Raw genomic sequence first — 20,135 nt, forward strand, 5'->3', positions numbered from 1 at the left:
TGATCATGGAGTTCATCCTGACTTCCTCGCTCAAAAGGGTTGATTGGGTGCCGGGGAAACCGCACACCCTGACCGCCGCCCTCAGGTTGAGGGTCGGCAGCGACGGCGCCGTTGACCGCCCGGAATCAGGCGGCTAGCTGCTGCAAAAAAAGGTGTTGGCTAAAAATTTAATTTCAATGAAATCAAATAATTAGCACAACAACCTGAAGTTGCATGAAGCATCGTTGCCGTGCGTTGAGGAGTGTAAGAAGGGGGCTGATGAGCGTCTTGTAAGATCGTGCAAGTTGCACAGTCGAGAGACGCCCCGACTGTCAGGCGGGGCGGATCATGCGCAGCCAGCGCGCAGGGGGCAGGCCGTAGGTGCGGGTGAAGTGCTGGGTCATGTGGCTTTGGTCAGTGAAACCGGCGATCAGCGCGGCGTCGGCGATGGATACACCAGACACCATCAACACTCGCACGTGGTCCAGGCGGCGCATGGTCAGGTAGCGGTAGGGGCTGGTGCCGTACAGGGCGCGGAAGTCACGGGACAGGCTCCAGCGATCGCGGCCGCTGGCTTGCTCCAGTTCATCCAGGGTCACCACCCGTTCCAGGGCACTGTGGATGTATTCCCGGGCCCGTTCTGCGGCGATGAAGTCCAGGGACTTTCGCCCGCGCTGCATGCCCGCCACCGCCGCCAGGGCCTGGGCCAGGTCGTACAGGGCATCGTCTTCCTCCAGGGGGTCGATCAGGGTGTCCATGCCCTGCATCAGCACCTGGGTAGCCTGGTACAGGCGCGGGTCGCGGGACAAGCCATCGGTGATAAAGGGCAGGGGTTTGCCGCCCAGGGCCTGTTGCAGCAGGGCCGGCTCGATATAGACGATGCGGTACTGGAAACCGTCCTCGGTGCCGGCTTCACCGTCGTGCAATTCATCGGGGTGCAGCACGATGGTGCCCCCCGGCAGGTTGTGCCGCATGCTCTTGCGGTAGTTGAAGTTGTGCACCCCGGCCAGGGTGCGGCCCACCGCATAGGTATCGTGGCGGTGGGGCTCGAACCCGTACCCGCTGAAATAGGCCTCGAAACGCTCGATGCGTCGCAATGTATGGCCACGTTTCGCCCAATCCTTTACGCCCGACATGTACCACTCCCACGTACTGCTATCGACCTGGCGTTCCCGATCCCCTTGCAGGACCGGGCACTGCCCAGGTTCATCTGTGTTTGAAAAAAAGCTGCCCGAATAGTGCAAGACACCGGCCGTCGACCCGCCAGTTGCGGTTCGCATATCGTCCGGAAACTGTCCGGGCAATCAGAATAAACGGCGTCGAGGGGCGGTGTCTTGTGCTTCAGGCACGATAGTTGCGATTTGCCATCAATGCAGCCGTGCACCCGCGTTAATGCCGATGAACGGCAGCCTCCGGGCCAGGCACAGCGCTTATGGCCTGGCCCCGTTGCCGGTCGGCGTCGACGCTATTGCGTCGTCGATGCGTTGCAGCAGATACGGATAGAACGGATTAGAGGTCAGGCGCTGTAGGTCATCCAGAGGGATTTGTAGCACCCCTCGTTCGCCCCGTGCGGCCAGGCGCCCCAGTTGGATGCCGAAATCCTCACCGGCCTTGGGCCTTGGGCCGTACAACGCGTCATCTTCGGGGAAGGGCAAGGCCACATGGGACAAGGAGAACACCCCCTGGGGATAGCTCAGGCCCAGGGGCTGCTCGATGGCCTGCACGCTGTCGGCTTCGGTGCTGGTGATCTGCATCTGCGCCTGCCCAGGGCCGGCATTGGTGATCAGTCGTGTGCGGTAGTGGCGGGGCGGTGCCGGCAACAGGTGGGCCAGGGCATCACTGGCTGCCGGGTCCAGCAGGCCGCCAAAGTCCATGGCGCGGTTGAGGTCGAACAGCACCAGTTCGCTGCCGTTCTCCGGCAAGTGGCGATACAGGCCGCTGATCAGCGCCGGGGTACTGACGGTGGCGTCGGCCACGGACTGAAAACTCAGGATCGGTGGCAGGGTCGCCAGTTGCCGCTGCTGGGCCAGTCGCGCCACCTGGCTCTGCAGCGCGTCGGTGAGCAGCCAGGATTGGCGCACCGCATTGGCCGGGAAGGAGTTGTACTTGAACGGGTTGTATTCCGGCAGGCGCAGCAACCAGGCGCTTTTGCTGAAGGCCGGGAACACCGCGGGCCAACTGATCAGCCCGGCAAAACGCGCGGACTGGGCCACGCCAATCATCGGCGACAGCAGCACCAGGCGGTCTGCCTGGGGCAGTTGCGGGTCTTGCACGGCATCCAGGGAGTATTTCACCGCCAGGGCGCCGCCATTGGAGTAACCCACCAGGTGCAGCGGCAAGGGCGCCGGCACCCGTTCCCGAGCGGTGCGCAGCGCCAGGCGCGTGGCCGCCAGCCAGTCTTGCCAATCCACCGCGGTGAGTGCCGCAGGCACGCTGCCATGGCCCGGCAGGCGCAGGCCGATGGCCAGGTAACCCTGTTCGCGGTAATGCTGGGCGATATGCCGCAGGCTGTAGGGCGAGTCGGTCAGGCCATGGAGCAACACCACCACGCCCTTGGGCGGGCCGTCCGGTTCCAGCACGTAGGAGCGGTTCCAGTCTTGGCTGAAGCGCGGCGGGTACACCGGGCTGTCAAGGCGATAGCGGTTCAAGGCCGGCACCTGTGTCAGGTCGAGCTGTTCGCTGACGTGCTGGCGGACCTCGCTGAACACCCGGTCCTCGGCTTTTAGCCAGCCCGACCAGTTGCTCCGGTCCAGCTCTTCGGCGTCCAGTTCATGAGGTACTTGCAGGTGCCAGGGTTGCAGGGCCGGCCCGCGCTCACTGTCATAAATGCGCCAGGCCAGCACCGCCACCAGGCTGACGCCGAGAATCAGCGCCGTTCGCTTGAGCAGGGGGATGAAGGTTACGCCCATGAATTGATCTCTCCTGACCCGACATCGTCCTTTAAAGGCGCTCACGATATCGTCACCCGCCAGATCAAACCAGCGCCGTAGAGCGGCTACCCTTCTGTCGCTTGCCGATGGCCACACCGGGTGGTGAAAGCCCGTGCGATTCCATGCTGTCCAACAGCCGTTCATCGCCTATATTGCAGTGCATGATGATCCCCAGGCTGCCGCCGGAGGTCCAAACCCACTGAAACCCACTGCCCAGCGCGTTTATGGAACCGTACCCTGGGCCGCTACCCCTGAAAACGACTGCCTGAAAACGACCGCCAAGAGATCGAGCCGGTGATTCAAACCCCACAGCGCCTATGCCGACTGTTGTTGTACCCCGGATGCCTATTCGGATGGCTGTTCACCGCCCAGGCCCAGGCCGTGCCTGCGCAGGTCGAGCTGTACCTGCCAGATGCGCCGCCCTTGACCATCATCAGCGAGGAACAGCGCCACGGCATTATCGGCGACCTCACCCTCAGCGCCTTGGCCAAGGCCGGTGTGGCTGTGCAACTGCGCGCCTTGCCCTGGGCCCGGGCGCAAAAGTATGTGCAAGAGAAAGACAACGCCCTGATCATTCCCCTGAGCCGCACCCCCGAGCGGGAGTCGCGCTACACCTGGATTGCGCCGGTCATGTCCATGGGCCGGGCGTTTTTCAGCCTCAAGTGGCAAGTCAAGGATTTCGAGGAGGCGCGTCAGCGTTTCCGGACCGTGGCCGTGGGGCTGGGCAGCGCCCAAGAGGAGATTCTTCGGGCCAACGGCTTCAGCAACGAGCAGATCTACGCCGTGAAGATTGGTGAAAACCCGGCCCAGTTGCTGTTGATGGGCCGGGTCGATGCCTGGTTCAACGGCATTCCGGAAACCACCTACATCTGGTCCAAATTGTCCCCGCGACGGTTGTTCCGCAGCCCGGAGCTGAGCACCTTGGACCTTTACCTGGCCTGTTCCCTGCAATGCGACCCGGAGTTGGTGGGTTCCTTGCGCCAGGCAGTGGAGCAACTGCGGCGCGACGGCACCCTTGAAGCACTCAAGCGTGAATATGCGCCCAGCCCCCATACCGCGCCTTGACGGCGAGGCCGGTGCGTTGGCCCGGCCCTGGGCTGGGAATGATGAGTGTCATTCAGGCAGGCGAACCTGCCCGGCAGAAAGCCCCAGGACTTCCACGCCTTCGGGTGTGGCCTGGCCGGTGCTGATGGGGATGCGCCGCGCGGGTTGGTCCACCGCCGGGCGGTAGTCCAGGCTCAAGCTCGCCCCCTCACGGTGGATTGCCGAAGGCGGCACGATCAGCGCCTGGTCGTTGCGGTAGGTGACGATGGTCAGCCGTGCGCTCATGCCCAGGCGCACCTGTTGCAGTTGCTCGGTGCTCAGTTCAGGGATCGACAGGGTCACCGGGAACTGCGCGCCGCCGCCCGAGCTGTCGCCCGCCAGGGCCAGGCTGCTGACAATCTCCACGGTGCCTTTCAGGCGTTCGCCGGCAAAACCATCGCCGAGGATCTCCACGCTTTGCCCTGGGTGCAGTTGGTTGATGTCCAGCTCCGAGACCTTGCTGACAATCTTCAGCCGCTCGATGTTGGCCAGGCCGAACAGCACCTGGCCCTGGCTGACTTTACTGCCGCTCTGCACCGGGCCACTGGCCTGGGCCGACGCCGCTTGGGACAGGTTAAGGCCGGGGGCGGGCACCACGATTCCGGCAAAGGGCGCGAGCACGTGCTGGCCCGCCAGCAGGCTGCGCAGGGCCTCGTATTTTACCGTGGCGTTGGTCAGTTCCATCTCGGCGATCTGCCGGTATTCGCCTTGGCCTTGGGCCAGCGCTTGCTGCAATTCGCCCTGGGCCGCGACCTGGTCCAGACGCTGGGCCTGCACCTGCTGCTGCAGGTCATCCAGTTCGTTGCGCGGGATGATGCCTCGGGCAAACAGGGTCTGGCTTTCCCGCAGTTTGCGCTCGGAGCTGGCCAGGGCCATTTCCGACGAGCGCAGGGCGCGCCGGGCTCGCGCCACCTGGGCGCCATTGTTCCAGTCCTGTAGTTCCTGCACGGCGCGCCGGGCCTTGAATTGGGCCGACAGGGCGTCGCGCAGTTGGATCTGCAGCAGGCTGGGGTCCATTTCCAGCAGCACCTGGCCGGCCTCGACCCGTTGCCCCTGTTCCACCCGATTGGCCAGGACATTGCCCTCGAACGGCGCGCTAAGGGTGATGGTCTGCTGCGGCTCGATCTTGCCCACCAAGCCAATCTGATGCACCAGTGGTGTGGGCTGGACATCGATCCAGCGGCCTTCGGCCACCGGGCCCGCCGTGCTGCTGCGATCGCCGAGCGCGAGGGCACCTGCCAGCACCAGCACGCCTAGCAGCGCCACGCCGTACAGGCGGCGTTTTTTATTCGGGTCAGTAGTCATTGAGGGCAATGTCCCAGCTCTCCAGCGTCATGCCCAGGGTCAGATCCAACTGGGTCTGGGCGTTGAGGTAGGCAATCAATGCGTTCAGCCGCGCATTTTGCGCATTGCGCAGGTCGCCCTCATAACTCAGCACCTGGAAGTTGCTGGAGCGTCCGGCGCCGAGCTTCTCCCGCTCGATCTCCAGCTTGCGCTGGGACAGGTCCACCGCGCGCTGGGCAATTTCGTACTGCCGCCAGCGGGTGCCGAGGTCGCGCACCACATCCGTGACACTGCGTTCCAGGGCCTGGCGAGCATCGGCCAGGAGGATTTCCTGGTTCTCCACATCGACCCGGGCGTGCACTTCGGCTTGGCGGGTGCTGAGGTCGCCAATGGGAATCTGCACCTGGACCCCGGCGTAACTGTCCCAGCGCCGCCCCGCGCCATTGCTGTCGTTGTTGTCGTAGCGGTCGCGGACCTGATTGGCCCCCGCCACCAGCGACACGTCCCAGCGGCCCTGGTCCTTGGCAATCACCAGGTTCAGGTCGGCCTGCTGGCTGCCCAGCAGCGTCGCCAGGTATTCCGGTTGCTGGACCTGGGCCAGACGCAGCGCCTGCTGCGGGTCGATGCTGACTCGGCTGGCTTCCAGGGCCTCACTGGCGCGGATCGGCGTCGACAGGTCCAGGGCCAGCAGGCGCAGCAGGCTCAAGCGATTGATGTCCACCTGGTTCTGCGCCTCTTCCACCCCCAGCTCCTGGGTGGCGATGTCGGCTTCGGTCTGGACGATTTCGAACTCGGCCATGCGCCCTGCGTCAATCAGCGCCCGGTTGACGTCCAGCAGGGCGCGGGCGCGTTTCAGCGCTTGCTGGACGATGCTCAATTGTTCCTGGGAACGCAGCAGTTCGCGGTAGGCGCTGATGATGTCGGTGATGGTCTGGCTCACCGTGGACTTGAGGTTAAGGCGGTTGGCCTGCTCGGTGATCCGCGCCAGGCGCAGGGGCGCGGTGGTCACGTCCCAGCCGGCACCGCGCAGCAGCGGCTGGATGATCGCCAAGTCGAGGCCGTCGCTGCGGTAACGCCCGGCGCGGTCGGCGCGGCTCAGTTCCTGGGTCCAGGCCATGCTCAGGCGGGTGCCGTATTGCCCCAGCAGGCTGGTGGTGGGGGACAGCCGCGCATCGCGCCCACGGTCATCGCTGCCCTGGTTGCTCAGGTAGCTGCCATTGATCAGCAGCTTGGGGTTGAAGGCGTCTTCAGAGACCCGCAAGTCGAACTTTTGCGCCACCCGTTGCAGGTAGGCACTGCGGATCCCTCGGTTATTGCGCAGCCCCAGGTACACCGCGTCGCCCAGGGTCAACTGGGTCAGTTGCTGGCTCAACAGCACACTGCGAGCCTGGGCACTGGCCAGGGACGGGGCCGACGCCGGGGCGGTGAGGGGCTTGGCGGCGAGGCATGCCGGGCTCAGCAGCAGTAATAGCAGCAGGCTGTGGCGGCGATTATTCATCACGCAAGGCCTCCACCGGTTGCAGGCGCGAGGCGGCAACGGCCGGGTAGAAGCCGAAGAACAGGCCGATCAGCAAGGTGCTGCCCACCCCAAGGGGCAAGGCCAGCGGCGCCAGGCTGAAGGGCCATCCCGAGAGCCGCGCATAGCTGTAGGCCGCCAGCAGCCCCAGCACCGCGCCGCACAGGGCGCCGAGGGCGGTGAGGGTGACGGCCTCCAGCAGAAACAGGTTGCGAATGTCTCGACGGCGGGCGCCGAGGGCCATGCGGATGCCGATCTCCCGACGTCGTTCGGCAACGTTCATCAACATCACGTTCATCACCCCAACACCGCCTCCCACCAGGGAAATGCCCCCCAGGGCCAGCAACAGGTAACCGAAGGTGCGGCTCTGGCGGGTCATGCCGTCGATGATCTGCTGAGGGATCTGCACCTCGACGTCCCGCCCCGGCAGTTGCCCCTGCAAGGCCTCGCGCAGCGCTCCGGCCACCGTGACCATGTCCTGTCCCGGGGCGGCCCGGGCAATCAGGTTGCTGACCTGGGCCGTGGTGCTGATGCGGCCCATGCCTTCCAGAGGCAGGAACAGCGAGTCGTCGGCCTGTACCGGCACCAGAACAGCACCCGGCTGGTGCTGCAGGATACCGATCACCAGGAACAGGTAATCGTTGACGCGGATCCGGTCCCCCAGGGTCAGTGGGTCGCCTGGTGCGCCCAACGCCCGGGCGAGCTGGGCACCGACCACCGCGTAGGTTTCATGACGGTCGTAGGCCGAGATAAAACGCCCAGCCTCTACACGCAGGCGCAGGGCATCGGGCAACTGTTCGGTGCTGCCCACCAGGTTGGCGTTGACGGTGCGGCCATGGAACAGCACCGGGCCGCTGAACAGCATCACCGGCGCCAGGTAGCGGACCCCGGGCAGGGCCTGCTGCAGGGCTGGGATATCCAGACGGATCGGCGCGCCGCTGCGCACGCCGCCGGACTCGGGAAACTGCACCGCCAGGGTGTCGGTGCCCATGTCCTGGAAGATCGCCGCGGCGTCGGCGGCGGCGTTGTGGCCGATATTGATCAGGGCCACCACCGACGAACTGCCGATGACGATCCCCAACAGGGCCAGGACCGAGCGCTTGCCCAGGGTCCGCAGGCTGATCCAGGCTTCATGGCACAACTGGCTGGCGCTGGGCTCGACCTTGAGGTTCATGCCGGGCAGGCCTCCCGCACGCGGCCTTGGTGCACGCGGATCTGCCGCGTCAGGCGCTGGGCGATCTGGGCATCGTGGGTGACGATGATCAGGGTCACCCGGCGCTCGCGGTTCAAGGTCAGGAGCAGGTCCATGATGTCTTGAGCGGTATGGCTGTCGAGGTTGCCGGTGGGTTCGTCGGCGAGGATCAGCGAGGGTTCGCCCACCAGCGCCCGGGCAATGGCCACGCGTTGGCGCTGGCCGCCGGAAAGGTCGGCCGGGCGATGCTCGGCACGCTCCGCCAGGCCGACCCGTTCCAGCAAATGCCGGGCCCGTTGCAGCGACTCGCCCCGGGGCACCCCGCGGTAGCTCAGGGGCAGGGCGACATTGTCCAGGGCGCTGAGGCGCGGCAGTAGGTTGAAGCTCTGGAAGACAAAGCCGATCTGTTGATTGCGCAGGGCCGCCAGTTGGTCCGGGCTGGCTTTGAGAATGTCGTGGCCGGCAAAGCGGTAGTGGCCGCTGTCGGGCAGGTCGAGCAGGCCGAGTATGTTCAGCAGGGTGCTTTTGCCGGAACCGGAGGCGCCTAGGATGGCGCAGCTTTCGCCGGCTTCGATGCGCAGGCAGACGTCTTGCAGGATGTGCAGCGGTTGCTCCGCCAGCCGATAGCTTTTGCCGATGCTTTGCAGGGAGATGAAACCCGGATCAACCATGGTGTCTGTCATTGCCTGGCGCGCCATCCGGCTCGACGCACTGCGGCAACGGGGCCCTCCAGGGTTAGCCGGAGGAGGGACGAAGGCAGGCTCAAGCTTGGTTTTATTTATTATTTTTAAAAAATTGTTTTGAATAGTAGCGGCGATCAACGGCCTGCGCCAGCCGTCCGGGGCCCCGGAAAATGGGTTTTTCTGCACCCTGATGCGGGCAAAACCGGCCAGTCAGAAAAAACCCGGGCTGGCCCCAGGCGTCTGGCAAACGCTTGCTTTTAGGGGACTTGACCGGTATAAAAAATCAAATTTTTTTTTAAAACACTGTTCGCTCGGTCAGTTTTTTACCCAGCCAAAGGTTAGCCTCCATGGTCGCAAAGAAGCTCAGTGCCCCCAACCTCACCAAGACCCGACTGCTGGAAGCCACCGAAGCACTGTTTATCAAATACGGTTATGACGCGGTGCTGCTGCGACAGATTACCGAACGTGCCCAGGTCAACCTGGCAGCCGTGAACTATCACTTCGGCGACAAGGATTCGCTGATGAAGGCCCTGCTGATGCAGCGCCTCGGCCCCCTCAACGATCAGCGTCTGGAACTGCTGGCCAAGTGTGAAGAACAGGCCAGCGGTCCCCTGGATTGCGAAACCCTGTTGGGGGTGCTGTTTGCCCCGGCCATGGGCCTGGAGCGCAGCGACGAATCCGGCGGCCAGGAAGGGCGTTCTTTTATCCGCTTTCTGGGCCGGGTCTACAGCGACACCTCGCCGTTTATCCAGGAATACCTCAAGGAGCACTATCAGCCGGTGTTCGAGCGCTTCTTCAAGGCGTTCGCCCTGGCCTTGCCGGACCTGCCGCGCAACGAACTGGGGGTGCGCCTGCAATTTGCCCTCAAGGCGATTTCCGGGGTCATGGCCGGCACCGAGCTGCGCCTGTTGATGCAGGCCATGAGCCTGGGCCGGCCGGCCACCGACGCGGAAGTCATGGCCAAGTTGATCAGCCTGGTGTCGGCGGCCATCCGCGCGCCCATGCAAGACCCGGAATCCGAACAGGCCCTGGAGCAGGTGCTGGCCACCCAACGCTTGTTGCGTCAGCAGACCCTGGGCGCACTCGCCGGCAGCTGACGGCTGTTTTACACTCGCCGCCATCCAGCGCAGGGGGAGCACAGATGGTCAACGGAATGTGGCGGGTATGGTCGGCGGTGGCGGTGTTGTGCCTGGCGTCATTCACCATGGTCACCAGTGAGTTCGCCCCCATCGGCCTGCTGTCGCTGATGGCCGCGGACCTGGGCCAGGACCCGGCCACCCTTGGGCTGACGGTGACCCTCTATGCCTGGATCGGCGCTGCCAGCGGCTTGCTGGCCCATTGGTTCAGTCGTCGGGTGCCACGCAAAGTCCTGCTGATTGCGCTGATGTTGATCCTTGCTGCGGCCAATGCCTTGTCGGCGCTGTCGGCAAACTTTCCTTCCTTGTTGGCGGCCCGTGCCCTGGGCGCGGTGGCCCATGGCGTGTTCTGGGCCACCGTGGCGGCCACCGCCGCCAGCATTGCGCCACCTCGGCGCCTGGGCCTGGCCACCTCGATCGTGCTTGGCGGCATCACCCTGGCCACTGTCCTGGGGGTGCCCCTGGTCAACCTGATCGGCCAATACAACGGTTGGCGCCAGGCCTTCCTCGGGCTGGGGCTGATGTGTTTGCTCAGTGCCGTGGCGATGTTCGCCAGCCTGCCATCCATGGCCTTGCAAGCCGCGACCGAGAGCGGCGGTTATGGCGCCGTGCTGCGGCGTCGGGACCTGCTGCTGACCTACCTGATCACCGGGCTGACTGCCGCTGCGCACTTTGCCGCCTACACCTTTATCGAACCCTATATCGGCCAGGTGCCGGGCATCACGCCGTATCTGATTGCCAGCCTGTTGTTCACCTTTGGCGCCGCAGGGTTTATCGGCAACCTGTTAAGCGCGCTGCTGCTGGATCGCTACCTCAAGGGGTTTATCCTCGTGACCTTGCTGGGGCTGGCCACGGCCCTGATGCTGCTGGGCGCTTATGGCCCGGCCTTGGGCCTGCCGATGGTGGTGGGCTTGCTGGGCCTGTGGGGCGTTTCCATTGCCGCGTTGTTCACGGCCTTGCAGACCTGGGTGCTGCGCATTGCCGGGCCCGATACCGTGCCGGCTGCAGCGCTGCACACCGCAGTGCTGAATGCTGCCATCGGGGTTGGGGTGATTGCCGGTGGGCACAGCCTGGCCAGCAGCGGCGTGGCCTCGGCCATGATGACCGCGAGCCTGGTGATTGTGCCGGCCCTGTTGTTGATGCTGTTTTTGCAGCTACGGGCCAGGACGCAGCCGTTGCCGGCTGCGTAAGGGTGCTTCAGGCCGCGGTCACGGCCCGTACCTGGCGGCGCTGCCAGAACGGTGCCTGTTGCCAGCGTTGTTCCTGCTGGTACCAGGCGCCCAAATGCGCCGTGTAGGCCTGTTCGATGCGGTTCAGCTCGGCCGCGTAATCCGTCAGCGCCGAAGGCTGCCCTTGCAGGCAGCGATAGGCCGTTTCAGCGCCGGCCAAACCGGTGTACAGCGCATTGAACAGCCCCTGGGCCGACAGTGGATCGAACGCCAGTGCCGCATCGCCCACCGCCAGCCAGCCGGTGCCGCAACAGCGGTCGAGGCGGGCACTGTGGGCCGCGCAAAAACCACTGCGCGGCGCCTGTCCAGGGTCAAGGAGATGGGGCAGGGCGCTGTCCGCCAGTCGAGCCAGTAACGCCTGCCCGGAGTGGGCGCTGGCGGCGGCCGGCAGGTCCGCGTCGGTGTAGAAATTCACCAGGCGCTGCCCGCCGGGCAACGCTGCGCTGTACCACCAACCCTGTGCTTCCGCCCACAGGTCGCTGATGCCGTCGCTGTCGGCCCGGTCCTTGCCCAGCAGCCAGCCACACACCAGCTTGTCGCTGACCCGGCGCTGGGCGCCCAAGTGCCGAGCCAGCCAACTGCCGCGTCCGCTGGCATCCACCAACACCCGACACTGCACCTCGAAGGTTCGCCCCTGGCGCTGCAACGCCACGCACCAGGGGTGTTCCTCGTCAGGGCGCGGGTGCACCCGAAGAATCCGGGTCTGCTGCAACAAGGCGGCCCCGCGGGCCTGGGCCACCGTCGCCAGCCAGGCATCAAAGCGTGGCCGGTCCAGGTGCCAGCCCGGACCGTCAAGGTTGCGCAACGCGTCCTGCTGCATCGGCTTGTCCGTACCCCAGGTGCTGCGGGTGCTGTAGCAGGGCGGGTGGCCCTGCTGCAAAAACGCCTGCTGCAGGCCCATGTCCCGCAGCAGCCGCCCGGCAGCCGCCGGCAGCGATTCACCCAACCCGGCGAAGGGCTCCAGCGCTTTGTCCACCAGCAACACCCTGGCTTGGGGCGCCAGGTTCAAGGCCAGCGTGCACGCCGCCGGCCCCGCGCCCAGCACCAGCACATCGGCGTTCAGCCGATTGCTGGCGGCCATCAGCCGGGCAGCCCGCGTGGGAAGCGCCGGACTTTCTCGATGGTCATGATGTCCACCGATCCCGCTCGTGTGCCAGTGATCGCCCCGACCTGCAAGGCCGTGTGCTCCTCGGACGTGGTGTGGGGCTTGGCACTCGGGTTGGGCTGATCGGGAATTGGCAGGTGCTGGTCCTCGACCTCGATCACAGCCGGGAAATGCTCGCGATCACTGGGCCCCGGGTGCACCTCCACCACGCCCAGGTGATCGAAGTGGTGAATCATGTTGTTGATCTGGTCGGTGTAGCTGGTGCTGCCCAGCGGGTCGATCCAGGCCGCGCGGTTGGCGAAGGCGGCAAGGCGTTCGCCAAGGGGTTTTTCCTCGTCCATGACGATGCGGTAGTTGTGCTTGGTCAGCACCTCATTGGGCACCCGCGCCGGCCAGAAGCTCGGCACATAGGGGTCGTAGTTCTTGTCGTAGCCGGAGCGGCAGCTGGCCGAGTCCGTCTGCCAGGGCACCGCCATCCAGCGCGTCAGGCCCCCGGCCTGCTGGCCGTACAACGGGCCGTTGGGAATGGTCAGCCAGTCGCTGGTGAACACCTCTCCCAGGCCCGGGGCGACCCAGCCGTCGAGGGCGTGGGCCAGGCGGAACGGGGCCATGTACATCGTGCTGCTGCGCACCGGCCAGGTGATTTCGCAACCGGGGTGGAAGGCGTCCGCGAGGCAGAACTCCAGGGCGGCGCGGGTCAGGGTGTCGCCTCGTTCCGCCAGGGGCACGTCGTCGATGTCCTGGGGCCATACACGCTCGGGGTCGTAGTCTTCAACGAAGTTACCCGCGGCCCACTCCCACAACAGGGCCATCTGGGTCTTGCCCAGGGTGCTGTTCTGCCGCGGCGTGTGGGCCGCCGGCACGGCCATGGCGTCGCCGTAGATCCACGGCCAGGGCTTGGGTGACCAGCTGTCCACCTCGTAGTTGCGGAACTGGTTGGCGATGCTGTGTCGCCAGTCGTGGTTGGCGGTGCTGCCATCGGCCAGGCGCGCCAGGGTTTCGGGGCTGCTCAGGTCGTTCACGCCTTTCCAGCCGAAGCCTGCGGCAAAGCCGGCGTTGACCCATTGCAAACCGGCCATGCGCTCGAAGATCGGCAGGATCTCCAGGGTGAAACTCGGCCGGCTCGGGCACGCCAGGGTGCCGGCGTCGATGGCCACGTCGCGCATCAGGTCCCACATGGTGCGCACGGATTTGCGCTGGGGCCCGAAGTTGGGCGGGCCGACGATGATCCAGGCCGGGTCCACCAGCAACGCCTTGCCGTCCAGGGTCACCTGGGCTGTTACCGGGCCATCGGAGACATCGTCGTGCCAGCCTTCGTTGTTGGCGAAGGTGATGGCCCGGCTGTCGTCCCAGGACGCAGACACGCCATGGCCGCCAAGCACCACCAGCCGCCCCTGTTTGTCGGTGAAGATTTCCCCCAGGTACACCGGGGTGCCCATGAATTGGCCGTCGTCGAAACGTTGCACCTTGGAATCCTTGCCCGTGACGCTGCGCGCCTTGGGGGTGATGGCCAGGCGAGTACGGTCGGCCACGGCGGCGTTGCGCAGGGTGCTGGGCGGCGCCGAGGCGGCTTCGGGAATGTCCAGGGCCAGCTGGAAGCCGTACCAGGCGGCCTTGGTGTTGGCCAGTTGCACCTGCCATTGGATTTTGGCGTTATCCGGGGTCAGTTCGCGGACGATCTCGCCCTTGGCATTGACCCCGTACACGCGAAAGCGCGCGGCCTGGCGTTTCAGGGCCTTCTTGGCGTCACGGTAGAAACCTGGTTTTTCCGGGGCCGGGTTGGGCACTTCGGGGCCGATGAACCATTCTGTCTGGCTATTGCCCACCCGGGCCACGCCGATTGCCGGGTAAATCACCGCCTTGACGATGCACTGATCCTTGACCTCGGGCTCGGGCCGATCCACCCGGGTGTCCGCGGCCGGGGCAAAGGGGCAGCGTGCCGGGCGCGGCTGGGGCGGGTCCTGCAGGCTCTGGCCGTTGGCTTCATGGCGCAGGTGTGCACCTGCGGCGTAGGCCATTTTGCGCGCCTCAGCGATGGAACCCACCGGGGTCTGCTCCAGGGGCAGGCGCCAGATGTTGAACCCCAGGCCCTGGCCGTATTCGGCCTGGCCGCGCTCGCTGACGTCCTGTTGCGCCAGGGTCAGGGTCGCCACGTGGACGAAGGGGCTCTCGGCTTCCGGCCACTCCACGGTGGCCTGGTCCAGGGGCATGCTGGCGTCGTTGGTGCGCAACTGCACCATGAAGCGGAAGCGGTATTCGCGCTGGGACAGGCGCTGGCCCAGGTCCACCGCCAGGTAGTCGAGCTGGTTGTTGGCGACGTTCTCCGGCGGGGTCTCGGGGTCCAGGCGGAACTTGACATAGCGCTGCTCGCCGGAATGGAACGGCAGGATCGCCCAGTACTGGGTGGTCAGCACGCTGCCTTCGATGGTGCGGCCCATGCGGTTGAGGATGTCGTTGGTCTTGGGGTGTTTCTTCAGGTAGCCGGGGTAATCCTGGGCGACCACGCCGGCGTAGGTGAACTCGACCATTTCCTGGGCGTTGTCGACAAAGAACACCGGGAAGTTCTGCATGATGAAATCGGCGGTGTCGCCGTCATCCCCCAGGGCCTTGGGGCCGGGCACGCCGAACAGCTTGATGCCGATGCCCAGGGTGCTGCCCAGGTCGGGGGACGTGGGCGTGGTGTCGCTGGAAAACCGTACCCAGGCCTGCAGGCTTTGATGGGCGAAGACCCCGACTTTCAGTTCATCGGGAATGTCCTTGCACATCTCCAGGCGCCCGTGGGCGACGCCGTGCAGCTTGCGAAACACCGCCCGTTCGGCAGGGTGCTGCCCCAGGTCGATGCGTTTTTTCTGCACGATATCGACGAACATTTCCGTCAGGCGTTCGGGGGCTTGTTCAGGCTGATCAAAACACGGGGGTGGCAGATAGGTGTCCTTGCTCATGGCATCGCTCCTTGCTGTGGTTCGAGCCGTCTGTCGGCTCAGCCAAAGCACTATAGCTGCCTAATGTCATTGCGCCATTTCCGCAGAAAAGTTGTTGATACCGAGCGCGGGCAAGGGCCGGGCGGAGTCATTCGACAGGTGAATACTGCTCGGGGGCGGAGCAGGCTTCTGCTAGGGTTCGGCGCGTGCGCAGGGCTTTAAGGGAGACCGCGATGGACCCGTACCAACAGCATGTTCTGAACGTCAACGGCATCCGCTTGAGTGTGCAAGTGGCCGGCCCCGAGCACGGTCGCCCCGTGTGGCTGCTGCATGGCTTTCCCGAGTGCTGGTACTCCTGGCGGCGTCAGGTGCCGGCACTGGTGGCCGCTGGCTATCGGGTGTTTGTCCCGGAGCTGCGCGGTTACGGCGCCAGCGATGCGCCCGACGCGGTGGAGGATTACGACCTGCTGACCCTGTGCGCCGACATCCAGGGCGCCATGGACGCCTTCGGCCAGCGCCAGGTGGCGATGGTCGGGCACGACTGGGGCGCCATGCTGGCCTGGTACCTGGCCTTGCTGGAGCCGGAGCGTATCCAGGCCCTGGTGACTTTGTCGGTGCCCTTTGCCGGGCGCCCAAGACGCCCGGCCACCGAGATCATGCGCGAACTGCATGGCGAGCGTTTCAACTACATCCTCTATTTCCAGACGCCGGGGGTAGCCGAGGCCGAGATGGATGCTGACCTCGACGCCTCATTGCGCCTGTTTATGGGCAATGCCGGGGCGCTGCTGCAACCACGCCCGGCTGACGCCCGCCTGTTCGACGGGATCCAGGTGCCGAGCGGGTTGCCGGCCTGGTGCAGCGAGGCGGACTTTGCCCGCTACCGCCAGAGCTTTGCCGGTCGGGGGTTTCGCGGGGCCCTGAACTGGTACCGCAACTTTGAACGCAACTGGCAGCGCAGCGAGTTTCTGGCCGGGGCCCAGGTGACGCAGCCCACCTTGTTCCTGATCGGCGACCAGGACCCGGTCGGCGTGCTTGAAGCCCACACCCTGAAGCGCATGCCCGACAGCGTGCCGCATCTGGAAACCCAGGTGCTGGCGGACTGCGGGCACTGGATCCAGAGCGAGCAGGGGGACGAGGTGAATCGCCACCTGCTGGCGTTCCTCAGTCGTACCTATCCGCCCCGCTGATACGCCGGCCCTAGCCGAGGGTTTCCCGCAGGCGATGCCAGAGCATGCCCAGGGCCAGCAACGGCGCGCGCAAGGCCGGGCCGCCGGGGAAGGTCATGTGCGGCACTGCGCTGAAAATATCCAGGCCCTGGCTGTGTCCGGCATGGATGGCTTCGGCCAGCAGCCGGGCGCTCCAGTGGGTCACGTTCAAGCCGTGCCCGGAATAGCCCTGGGCATAAAACACGTTGGGGTACTGGCGCAGCCGGCCGACCTGGGGGAAACGATTGGCGGTGATGCCGATCTTGCCGCCCCACTGGTAGTCGATGGCCACGTCCGCCAGTTGCGGGAACACCTTGAGCATCTTCGGCCGCATATAACCGGCGATGTCCGTCGGGTCCCGCCCGGAGTAGTGGCAGGCGCCGCCGAACAGCAAGCGCCGGTCTGCCGAAAGCCGGTAGTAGTCGAGGCCGACTTTCTGGTCGCACAGCGCCAGGTTCTGCGGAATCAGTTGCGCGGCCAGGGCCTCGGGCAAGGGGGCAGTAGCGATGATGTAGCTGCCCGCCGGCAGCACCTTGCCACTCAGGCGCGGTTCCAGATCGTCCAGGTGCGCGTTGCAGGCCAGCACCAGGCTGCCGGCACGCACCGTGCCCGTCGCGCACCGCACCTGCACGGTTTCGCCGTGGACCAGCTCCAGCACCGGACTGCGCTCAAACACCTTGACCCCCAGCGCCGCGGCCACCCGCGCCTCGCCCTGCACCAGGTCCAACGGGTGCAGGTGGCCGGAACCCATGTCCACCAGCCCTCCGGCGTAGGCCGAAGAACCCACCACCTGGGCCATGTCGGCACGGTTCACCAGGTGGGTGTCGTAGGTGTAACCCAGGGCGGCCAGGCTCGCTTGCTCGGCCTTGAATGCCGTGAACTGGGCCGGGGTATTGGCTAACTCGCAAAAGCCCCAGCGCAGGTCGCAGTCGATGCTGTAGCGGGCGATGCGTTCGGCCACCAGGGCCACCGAATCGATCCCCGCCCGTTGCAGGTACTGCACCCCCTGTTCGCCGACGTAGCGGGCAAAACCACTGACGTCGTGGCCGATGCCACGGATCAGTTGCCCGCCGTTGCGCCCGCTGGCGCCCCAGCCGATGCGCTGGCCTTCGAGCAGCACCACCGAAAGCCCGCGCTCGGCCAGTTCAATGGCCGCGTTGACCCCGGTAAAGCCACCGCCGACCACACACACGTCGGCCTGCAGGTCGCCGTCCAGGGCCGGGTAATCGGCCATGGAGCGGGCCGAGGCCGCGTAGTAGGAGCGGGCGTGTTCCAGGTTGGGCCTGCTCATTTGTTGGACTTCACTTTGCTCCAGGATCGGGTCATCACACGCATGATGGCCGGGCTCGGGGTGCTGGAGATGTAGAGCTTGTCCAGCACCTCTTGCGGCGGATAGACCTCGGGGTTGTTCACCAGCTCAGGGTCCATGAACGGTTTGGCCGCCGGGTTGGGGTTGGCGTAGCCGACGTAGGCGCTGACCTTGGCGATCACTTGCGGGTCCAGCAGGTAGTTGATGAAAGCGTGGGCCTCCTTGACGTTGCCGGCGTCGGCAGGAATGGCCAGCAGGTCGAACCACAGGTTGCTGCCTTCCTTGGGAATGGAGTAGGCCACGTTCACCCCATTCTTGGCTTCCTTGGCTCGGTTGGCGGCCTGGAACACGTCACCGGAGTAGCCGAAGGCCACGCAGATATTGCCGTTGGCCAGGTCGCTGACGTACTTGGAGGAGTGGAAGTAGGTGATGTAAGGGCGGATCGCCAGGAGCTTGGCCTCGGCCTTTTGATAGTCCTCGGTTTTCTCGCTGCGCGGGTCCAGGCCCAGGTAGTTGAGCACCGCCGGGAAGACTTCGTCCGGCGAGTCCATCATCGACACCCCGCACTGGCTGAGCTTTTTCAGGTTTTCCGGTTCGAACAGCACCGCCCAGGAGTCGATCTTGTCGATGCCCAGCACCTGTTTGACCTTGTCGACGTTGTAGCCGATGCCGTTGGTGCCCCACAGGTAAGGCACCGAGTGCAGGTTGCCCGGGTCGTTTTTTCTCCAGCAGGGCCAGGAGTTTCGGGTCCAGGTTCTGCCAGTTGGGCAACTGCGCGCGGTCCAGCTTGAGGAAGGCCCCGGCCTTGACCTGGCGCGCCAGGAAGTGGTTGGACGGCACCACCACGTCGTAGCCGGTGCGCCCGGCCAGCAACTTGCCCTCCAGGGTTTCGTTGGAGTCGAAGACGTCGTAGACCACCTTGATCCCGGTCTTGGCCTGGAAGTCGGCGAGGGTGGTCTCGCCGATGTAATCGGTCCAGTTGTACACGCTGACGCTGGGCGCGGCCTGGGCCAGGCCGCTGCACAGAACGGCCAGGGCCGCCGGAACCACTGCTTTGAATAGACGCATATCGACACCTCTTCGGGTTGTTTGCAGGTTATGGAGTGCTTACACGCTGAGCAGCAGGAACTCACGTTCCCAGGAGCTGATCACGCGCTTGAAGTTCTCATGTTCGGCACGTTTGACCGCCACATAGCCACGCACGAACTTGCGCCCCAGGTAGCGTTCGATGGTTGGGCAGTCCTCCATGTGGGCCAGGGCGTCCTCGATGGTGATCGGCAGGCGCAGGTTGCGCCGTTCATAGGCGCGGCCTTCGACCGGGGCGCTGGGCTCGATGCCTTCGATCATGCCCAGGTAGCCGCACAACAAGCTGGCGGCAATCGCCAGGTATGGGTTGGCGTCGGCGCCGGGCAGGCGGTTTTCCACGCGCATCGCCTCGGGGCTGGCGGTGGGTACGCGCAGGCCGACGGTGCGGTTTTCCTCGCCCCATTCCACGTTCACCGGCGCCGAGGTGTCGGGCAGGAAGCGGCGGAACGAGTTGACGTTGGGGGCGAACATCGGCAGCACCTTGGGGATGTACTTCTGCAGGCCGCCGATGTGGTGCAGGAACAGTTGGCTTTTCTCGCCGTTGGCGTCGACGAAAATCGGCTTGCCGGTACCGATCTCCACCACGCTCTGGTGCAGGTGCATGGCGCTGCCGGGCTCGTCGGCAATCGGCTTGGCCATAAAGGTCGCGGTGACGTTGTGCTTGAGCGCCGCCTCGCGCAGGGTGCGCTTGAACACGGTGATCTGGTCGGCCAGGTCGAGGGCGTCGCCGTGGCGGAAGTTGATCTCCATCTGCGCCGGGCCGTCTTCGTGGATCAGCGTGTCGAGGTCCAGGCCCTGGGCTTCGCACCAGTCGTAGACGTCTTCGAACAGCGGGTCGAATTCGTTGGCGGCGTCGATGGAGAACGACTGCCGGCCACTTTCGGCGCGGCCCGAACGGCCCAGGGGGGCCTTGAGAGGCAGGTCCGGATCTTCGCAGCGCTGGGTCAGGTAGAACTCCATTTCCGGGGCAACGATGGGCTGCCAGCCTTGGTCGGTGTACAGCTGCAGGACTTTTTTCAGCACGTTGCGCGGCGACAGCTCCACCGGGTTGCCGAACTTGTCGAAGGTGTCGTGGATCACGATGGCGGTGGGTTCGATGGCCCAGGGCACCACGTACATTCCCGCCGCGTCGGGGCGGCAAATCATGTCGATGTCGGCCGGGTCGAGCAGTTCGTAGTACAGGTCGTCGTCGACAAAATCCCCGGTTACCGTTTGCAGCAAGACACTTTCCGGCAGGCGCATGCCGCGCTCATGGAGGAACTTGTTGGTGGGGGCGATCTTGCCGCGGGCGATGCCAGTCAAGTCGCTGACCACGCACTCTACTTCGGTAATCTTGTGATCTTTCAGCCAGGAGGAAAGCTGATCGAAAGGGGCGTTCATAAAGACCTCGTCAATGGGTTCGGCTGCGTCGGGGGAGGTCGACAAGGCTTCCCCTGCGGCGCATTGGCGACTATCTTGGGCGACCCTTGTGTGTTCC

The 20,135-nt window shown here is 65.2% G+C and carries 14 protein-coding genes and 1 pseudogene; 4 read left to right on the top strand and 11 right to left on the bottom strand.

Features of this window, described 5'->3' with window-relative positions; genetic code table 11:
- Positions 1-311: 311 nt before the first annotated feature.
- Positions 312-1,115 (bottom strand): AraC family transcriptional regulator, encoded by an 804-nt coding sequence (locus M1B35_RS06420; protein WP_123332999.1) that lies wholly within the window; start codon positions 1,113-1,115, stop codon positions 312-314.
- A gap of 294 nt (positions 1,116-1,409) precedes the next feature.
- Positions 1,410-2,888: an alpha/beta hydrolase gene (locus M1B35_RS06425; RefSeq protein WP_268261512.1), complete on the bottom strand. Its 1,479-nt coding sequence runs from the start codon at positions 2,886-2,888 to the stop codon at positions 1,410-1,412.
- Between the two features lie 402 nt (positions 2,889-3,290).
- On the opposite strand from M1B35_RS06425, the gene M1B35_RS06430 reads away from it, so the two are divergent.
- Positions 3,291-3,974 carry a substrate-binding periplasmic protein gene (locus tag M1B35_RS06430; protein WP_341870139.1) on the top strand — a complete coding sequence of 228 codons (684 nt, stop codon included), beginning with the start codon at positions 3,291-3,293 and terminating at the stop codon, positions 3,972-3,974.
- Positions 3,975-4,022: 48 nt separating this feature from the next.
- Here M1B35_RS06430 and M1B35_RS06435 read toward each other — a convergent pair whose 3' ends face one another.
- The 4 genes from M1B35_RS06435 to M1B35_RS06450 are packed head-to-tail and all read right to left on the bottom strand — an operon-like array spanning position 4,023 to position 8,667.
- Positions 4,023-5,297 (bottom strand): efflux RND transporter periplasmic adaptor subunit, encoded by a 1,275-nt coding sequence (locus tag M1B35_RS06435; protein WP_268261513.1) that lies wholly within the window; start codon positions 5,295-5,297, stop codon positions 4,023-4,025.
- Positions 5,287-6,774 carry a TolC family protein gene (locus M1B35_RS06440; RefSeq protein WP_268261514.1) on the bottom strand — a complete coding sequence of 496 codons (1,488 nt, stop codon included), beginning with the start codon at positions 6,772-6,774 and terminating at the stop codon, positions 5,287-5,289. The genes M1B35_RS06435 and M1B35_RS06440 overlap by 11 nt, the downstream gene beginning before the upstream one ends.
- On the bottom strand, positions 6,767-7,966 hold the full coding sequence (locus M1B35_RS06445; RefSeq protein WP_268261515.1) for an ABC transporter permease: 1,200 nt from the start codon (positions 7,964-7,966) through the stop codon (positions 6,767-6,769). Before M1B35_RS06445 ends, M1B35_RS06440 begins: the two co-directional genes overlap by 8 nt.
- Complete coding sequence (locus tag M1B35_RS06450; RefSeq protein WP_268261516.1) at positions 7,963-8,667, bottom strand: ABC transporter ATP-binding protein; 705 nt, start codon at positions 8,665-8,667, stop codon at positions 7,963-7,965. The genes M1B35_RS06445 and M1B35_RS06450 overlap by 4 nt, the downstream gene beginning before the upstream one ends.
- A 347-nt stretch (positions 8,668-9,014) precedes the next feature.
- Here M1B35_RS06450 and M1B35_RS06455 point away from each other — a divergent pair, with 347 nt between their 5' ends.
- Both M1B35_RS06455 and M1B35_RS06460 read left to right on the top strand, forming a co-directional pair.
- Positions 9,015-9,764 carry a TetR/AcrR family transcriptional regulator gene (locus tag M1B35_RS06455; protein ID WP_123333011.1) on the top strand — a complete coding sequence of 250 codons (750 nt, stop codon included), beginning with the start codon at positions 9,015-9,017 and terminating at the stop codon, positions 9,762-9,764.
- A gap of 44 nt (positions 9,765-9,808) precedes the next feature.
- Positions 9,809-10,993 carry an MFS transporter gene (locus M1B35_RS06460; RefSeq protein WP_268261517.1) on the top strand — a complete coding sequence of 395 codons (1,185 nt, stop codon included), beginning with the start codon at positions 9,809-9,811 and terminating at the stop codon, positions 10,991-10,993.
- Positions 10,994-11,000: 7 nt separating this feature from the next.
- Here the strand turns inward: M1B35_RS06460 and M1B35_RS06465 are convergent, their stop codons facing one another.
- Positions 11,001-12,113 carry an FAD-dependent monooxygenase gene (locus tag M1B35_RS06465; RefSeq protein WP_268261518.1) on the bottom strand — a complete coding sequence of 371 codons (1,113 nt, stop codon included), beginning with the start codon at positions 12,111-12,113 and terminating at the stop codon, positions 11,001-11,003.
- Positions 12,113-15,079 carry a LodA/GoxA family CTQ-dependent oxidase gene (locus tag M1B35_RS06470; RefSeq protein ID WP_268261519.1) on the bottom strand — a complete coding sequence of 989 codons (2,967 nt, stop codon included), beginning with the start codon at positions 15,077-15,079 and terminating at the stop codon, positions 12,113-12,115. The genes M1B35_RS06465 and M1B35_RS06470 overlap by 1 nt, the downstream gene beginning before the upstream one ends.
- 212 nt (positions 15,080-15,291) lie before the next feature.
- On the opposite strand from M1B35_RS06470, the gene M1B35_RS06475 reads away from it, so the two are divergent.
- Positions 15,292-16,245 carry an alpha/beta fold hydrolase gene (locus tag M1B35_RS06475; RefSeq protein ID WP_268261520.1) on the top strand — a complete coding sequence of 318 codons (954 nt, stop codon included), beginning with the start codon at positions 15,292-15,294 and terminating at the stop codon, positions 16,243-16,245.
- A gap of 10 nt (positions 16,246-16,255) precedes the next feature.
- Here M1B35_RS06475 and M1B35_RS06480 read toward each other — a convergent pair whose 3' ends face one another.
- The 3 genes and pseudogenes from M1B35_RS06480 to M1B35_RS06490 form a co-directional block, all read right to left on the bottom strand.
- Positions 16,256-17,554, bottom strand: coding sequence for an NAD(P)/FAD-dependent oxidoreductase (locus tag M1B35_RS06480; protein ID WP_268261521.1), 1,299 nt, complete (start codon positions 17,552-17,554; stop codon positions 16,256-16,258).
- A pseudogene (locus M1B35_RS06485) lies at positions 17,551-18,640 on the bottom strand (polyamine ABC transporter substrate-binding protein). The gene M1B35_RS06480 and the pseudogene M1B35_RS06485 overlap by 4 nt, the downstream one beginning before the upstream one ends.
- A gap of 39 nt (positions 18,641-18,679) precedes the next feature.
- Positions 18,680-20,038 carry a glutamine synthetase family protein gene (locus M1B35_RS06490; RefSeq protein ID WP_268261522.1) on the bottom strand — a complete coding sequence of 453 codons (1,359 nt, stop codon included), beginning with the start codon at positions 20,036-20,038 and terminating at the stop codon, positions 18,680-18,682.
- Positions 20,039-20,135: the final 97 nt, after the last annotated feature.

Source organism: Pseudomonas morbosilactucae, assembly GCF_023241665.1.
Lineage (GTDB): Bacteria > Pseudomonadota > Gammaproteobacteria > Pseudomonadales > Pseudomonadaceae > Aquipseudomonas > Aquipseudomonas morbosilactucae.

What these genes read in the sequence shown, in the direction of transcription:
- M1B35_RS06445 (WP_268261515.1), bottom strand. Translation starts at nt 7,966, where the DNA reads ATGAACCTCAAGGTCGAGCCCAGCGCCAGCCAGTTGTGCCATGAAGCC.
- M1B35_RS06425 (WP_268261512.1), bottom strand. Translation starts at nt 2,888, where the DNA reads ATGGGCGTAACCTTCATCCCCCTGCTCAAGCGAACGGCGCTGATTCTC.
- M1B35_RS06420 (WP_123332999.1), bottom strand. Translation starts at nt 1,115, where the DNA reads ATGTCGGGCGTAAAGGATTGGGCGAAACGTGGCCATACATTGCGACGC.
- M1B35_RS06490 (WP_268261522.1), bottom strand. Translation starts at nt 20,038, where the DNA reads ATGAACGCCCCTTTCGATCAGCTTTCCTCCTGGCTGAAAGATCACAAG.
- M1B35_RS06480 (WP_268261521.1), bottom strand. Translation starts at nt 17,554, where the DNA reads ATGAGCAGGCCCAACCTGGAACACGCCCGCTCCTACTACGCGGCCTCG.
- M1B35_RS06435 (WP_268261513.1), bottom strand. Translation starts at nt 5,297, where the DNA reads ATGACTACTGACCCGAATAAAAAACGCCGCCTGTACGGCGTGGCGCTG.
- M1B35_RS06475 (WP_268261520.1), top strand. Translation starts at nt 15,292, where the DNA reads ATGGACCCGTACCAACAGCATGTTCTGAACGTCAACGGCATCCGCTTG.
- M1B35_RS06440 (WP_268261514.1), bottom strand. Translation starts at nt 6,774, where the DNA reads ATGAATAATCGCCGCCACAGCCTGCTGCTATTACTGCTGCTGAGCCCG.
- M1B35_RS06450 (WP_268261516.1), bottom strand. Translation starts at nt 8,667, where the DNA reads ATGACAGACACCATGGTTGATCCGGGTTTCATCTCCCTGCAAAGCATC.
- M1B35_RS06470 (WP_268261519.1), bottom strand. Translation starts at nt 15,079, where the DNA reads ATGAGCAAGGACACCTATCTGCCACCCCCGTGTTTTGATCAGCCTGAA.
- M1B35_RS06455 (WP_123333011.1), top strand. Translation starts at nt 9,015, where the DNA reads ATGGTCGCAAAGAAGCTCAGTGCCCCCAACCTCACCAAGACCCGACTG.
- M1B35_RS06465 (WP_268261518.1), bottom strand. Translation starts at nt 12,113, where the DNA reads ATGGCCGCCAGCAATCGGCTGAACGCCGATGTGCTGGTGCTGGGCGCG.
- M1B35_RS06460 (WP_268261517.1), top strand. Translation starts at nt 9,809, where the DNA reads ATGGTCAACGGAATGTGGCGGGTATGGTCGGCGGTGGCGGTGTTGTGC.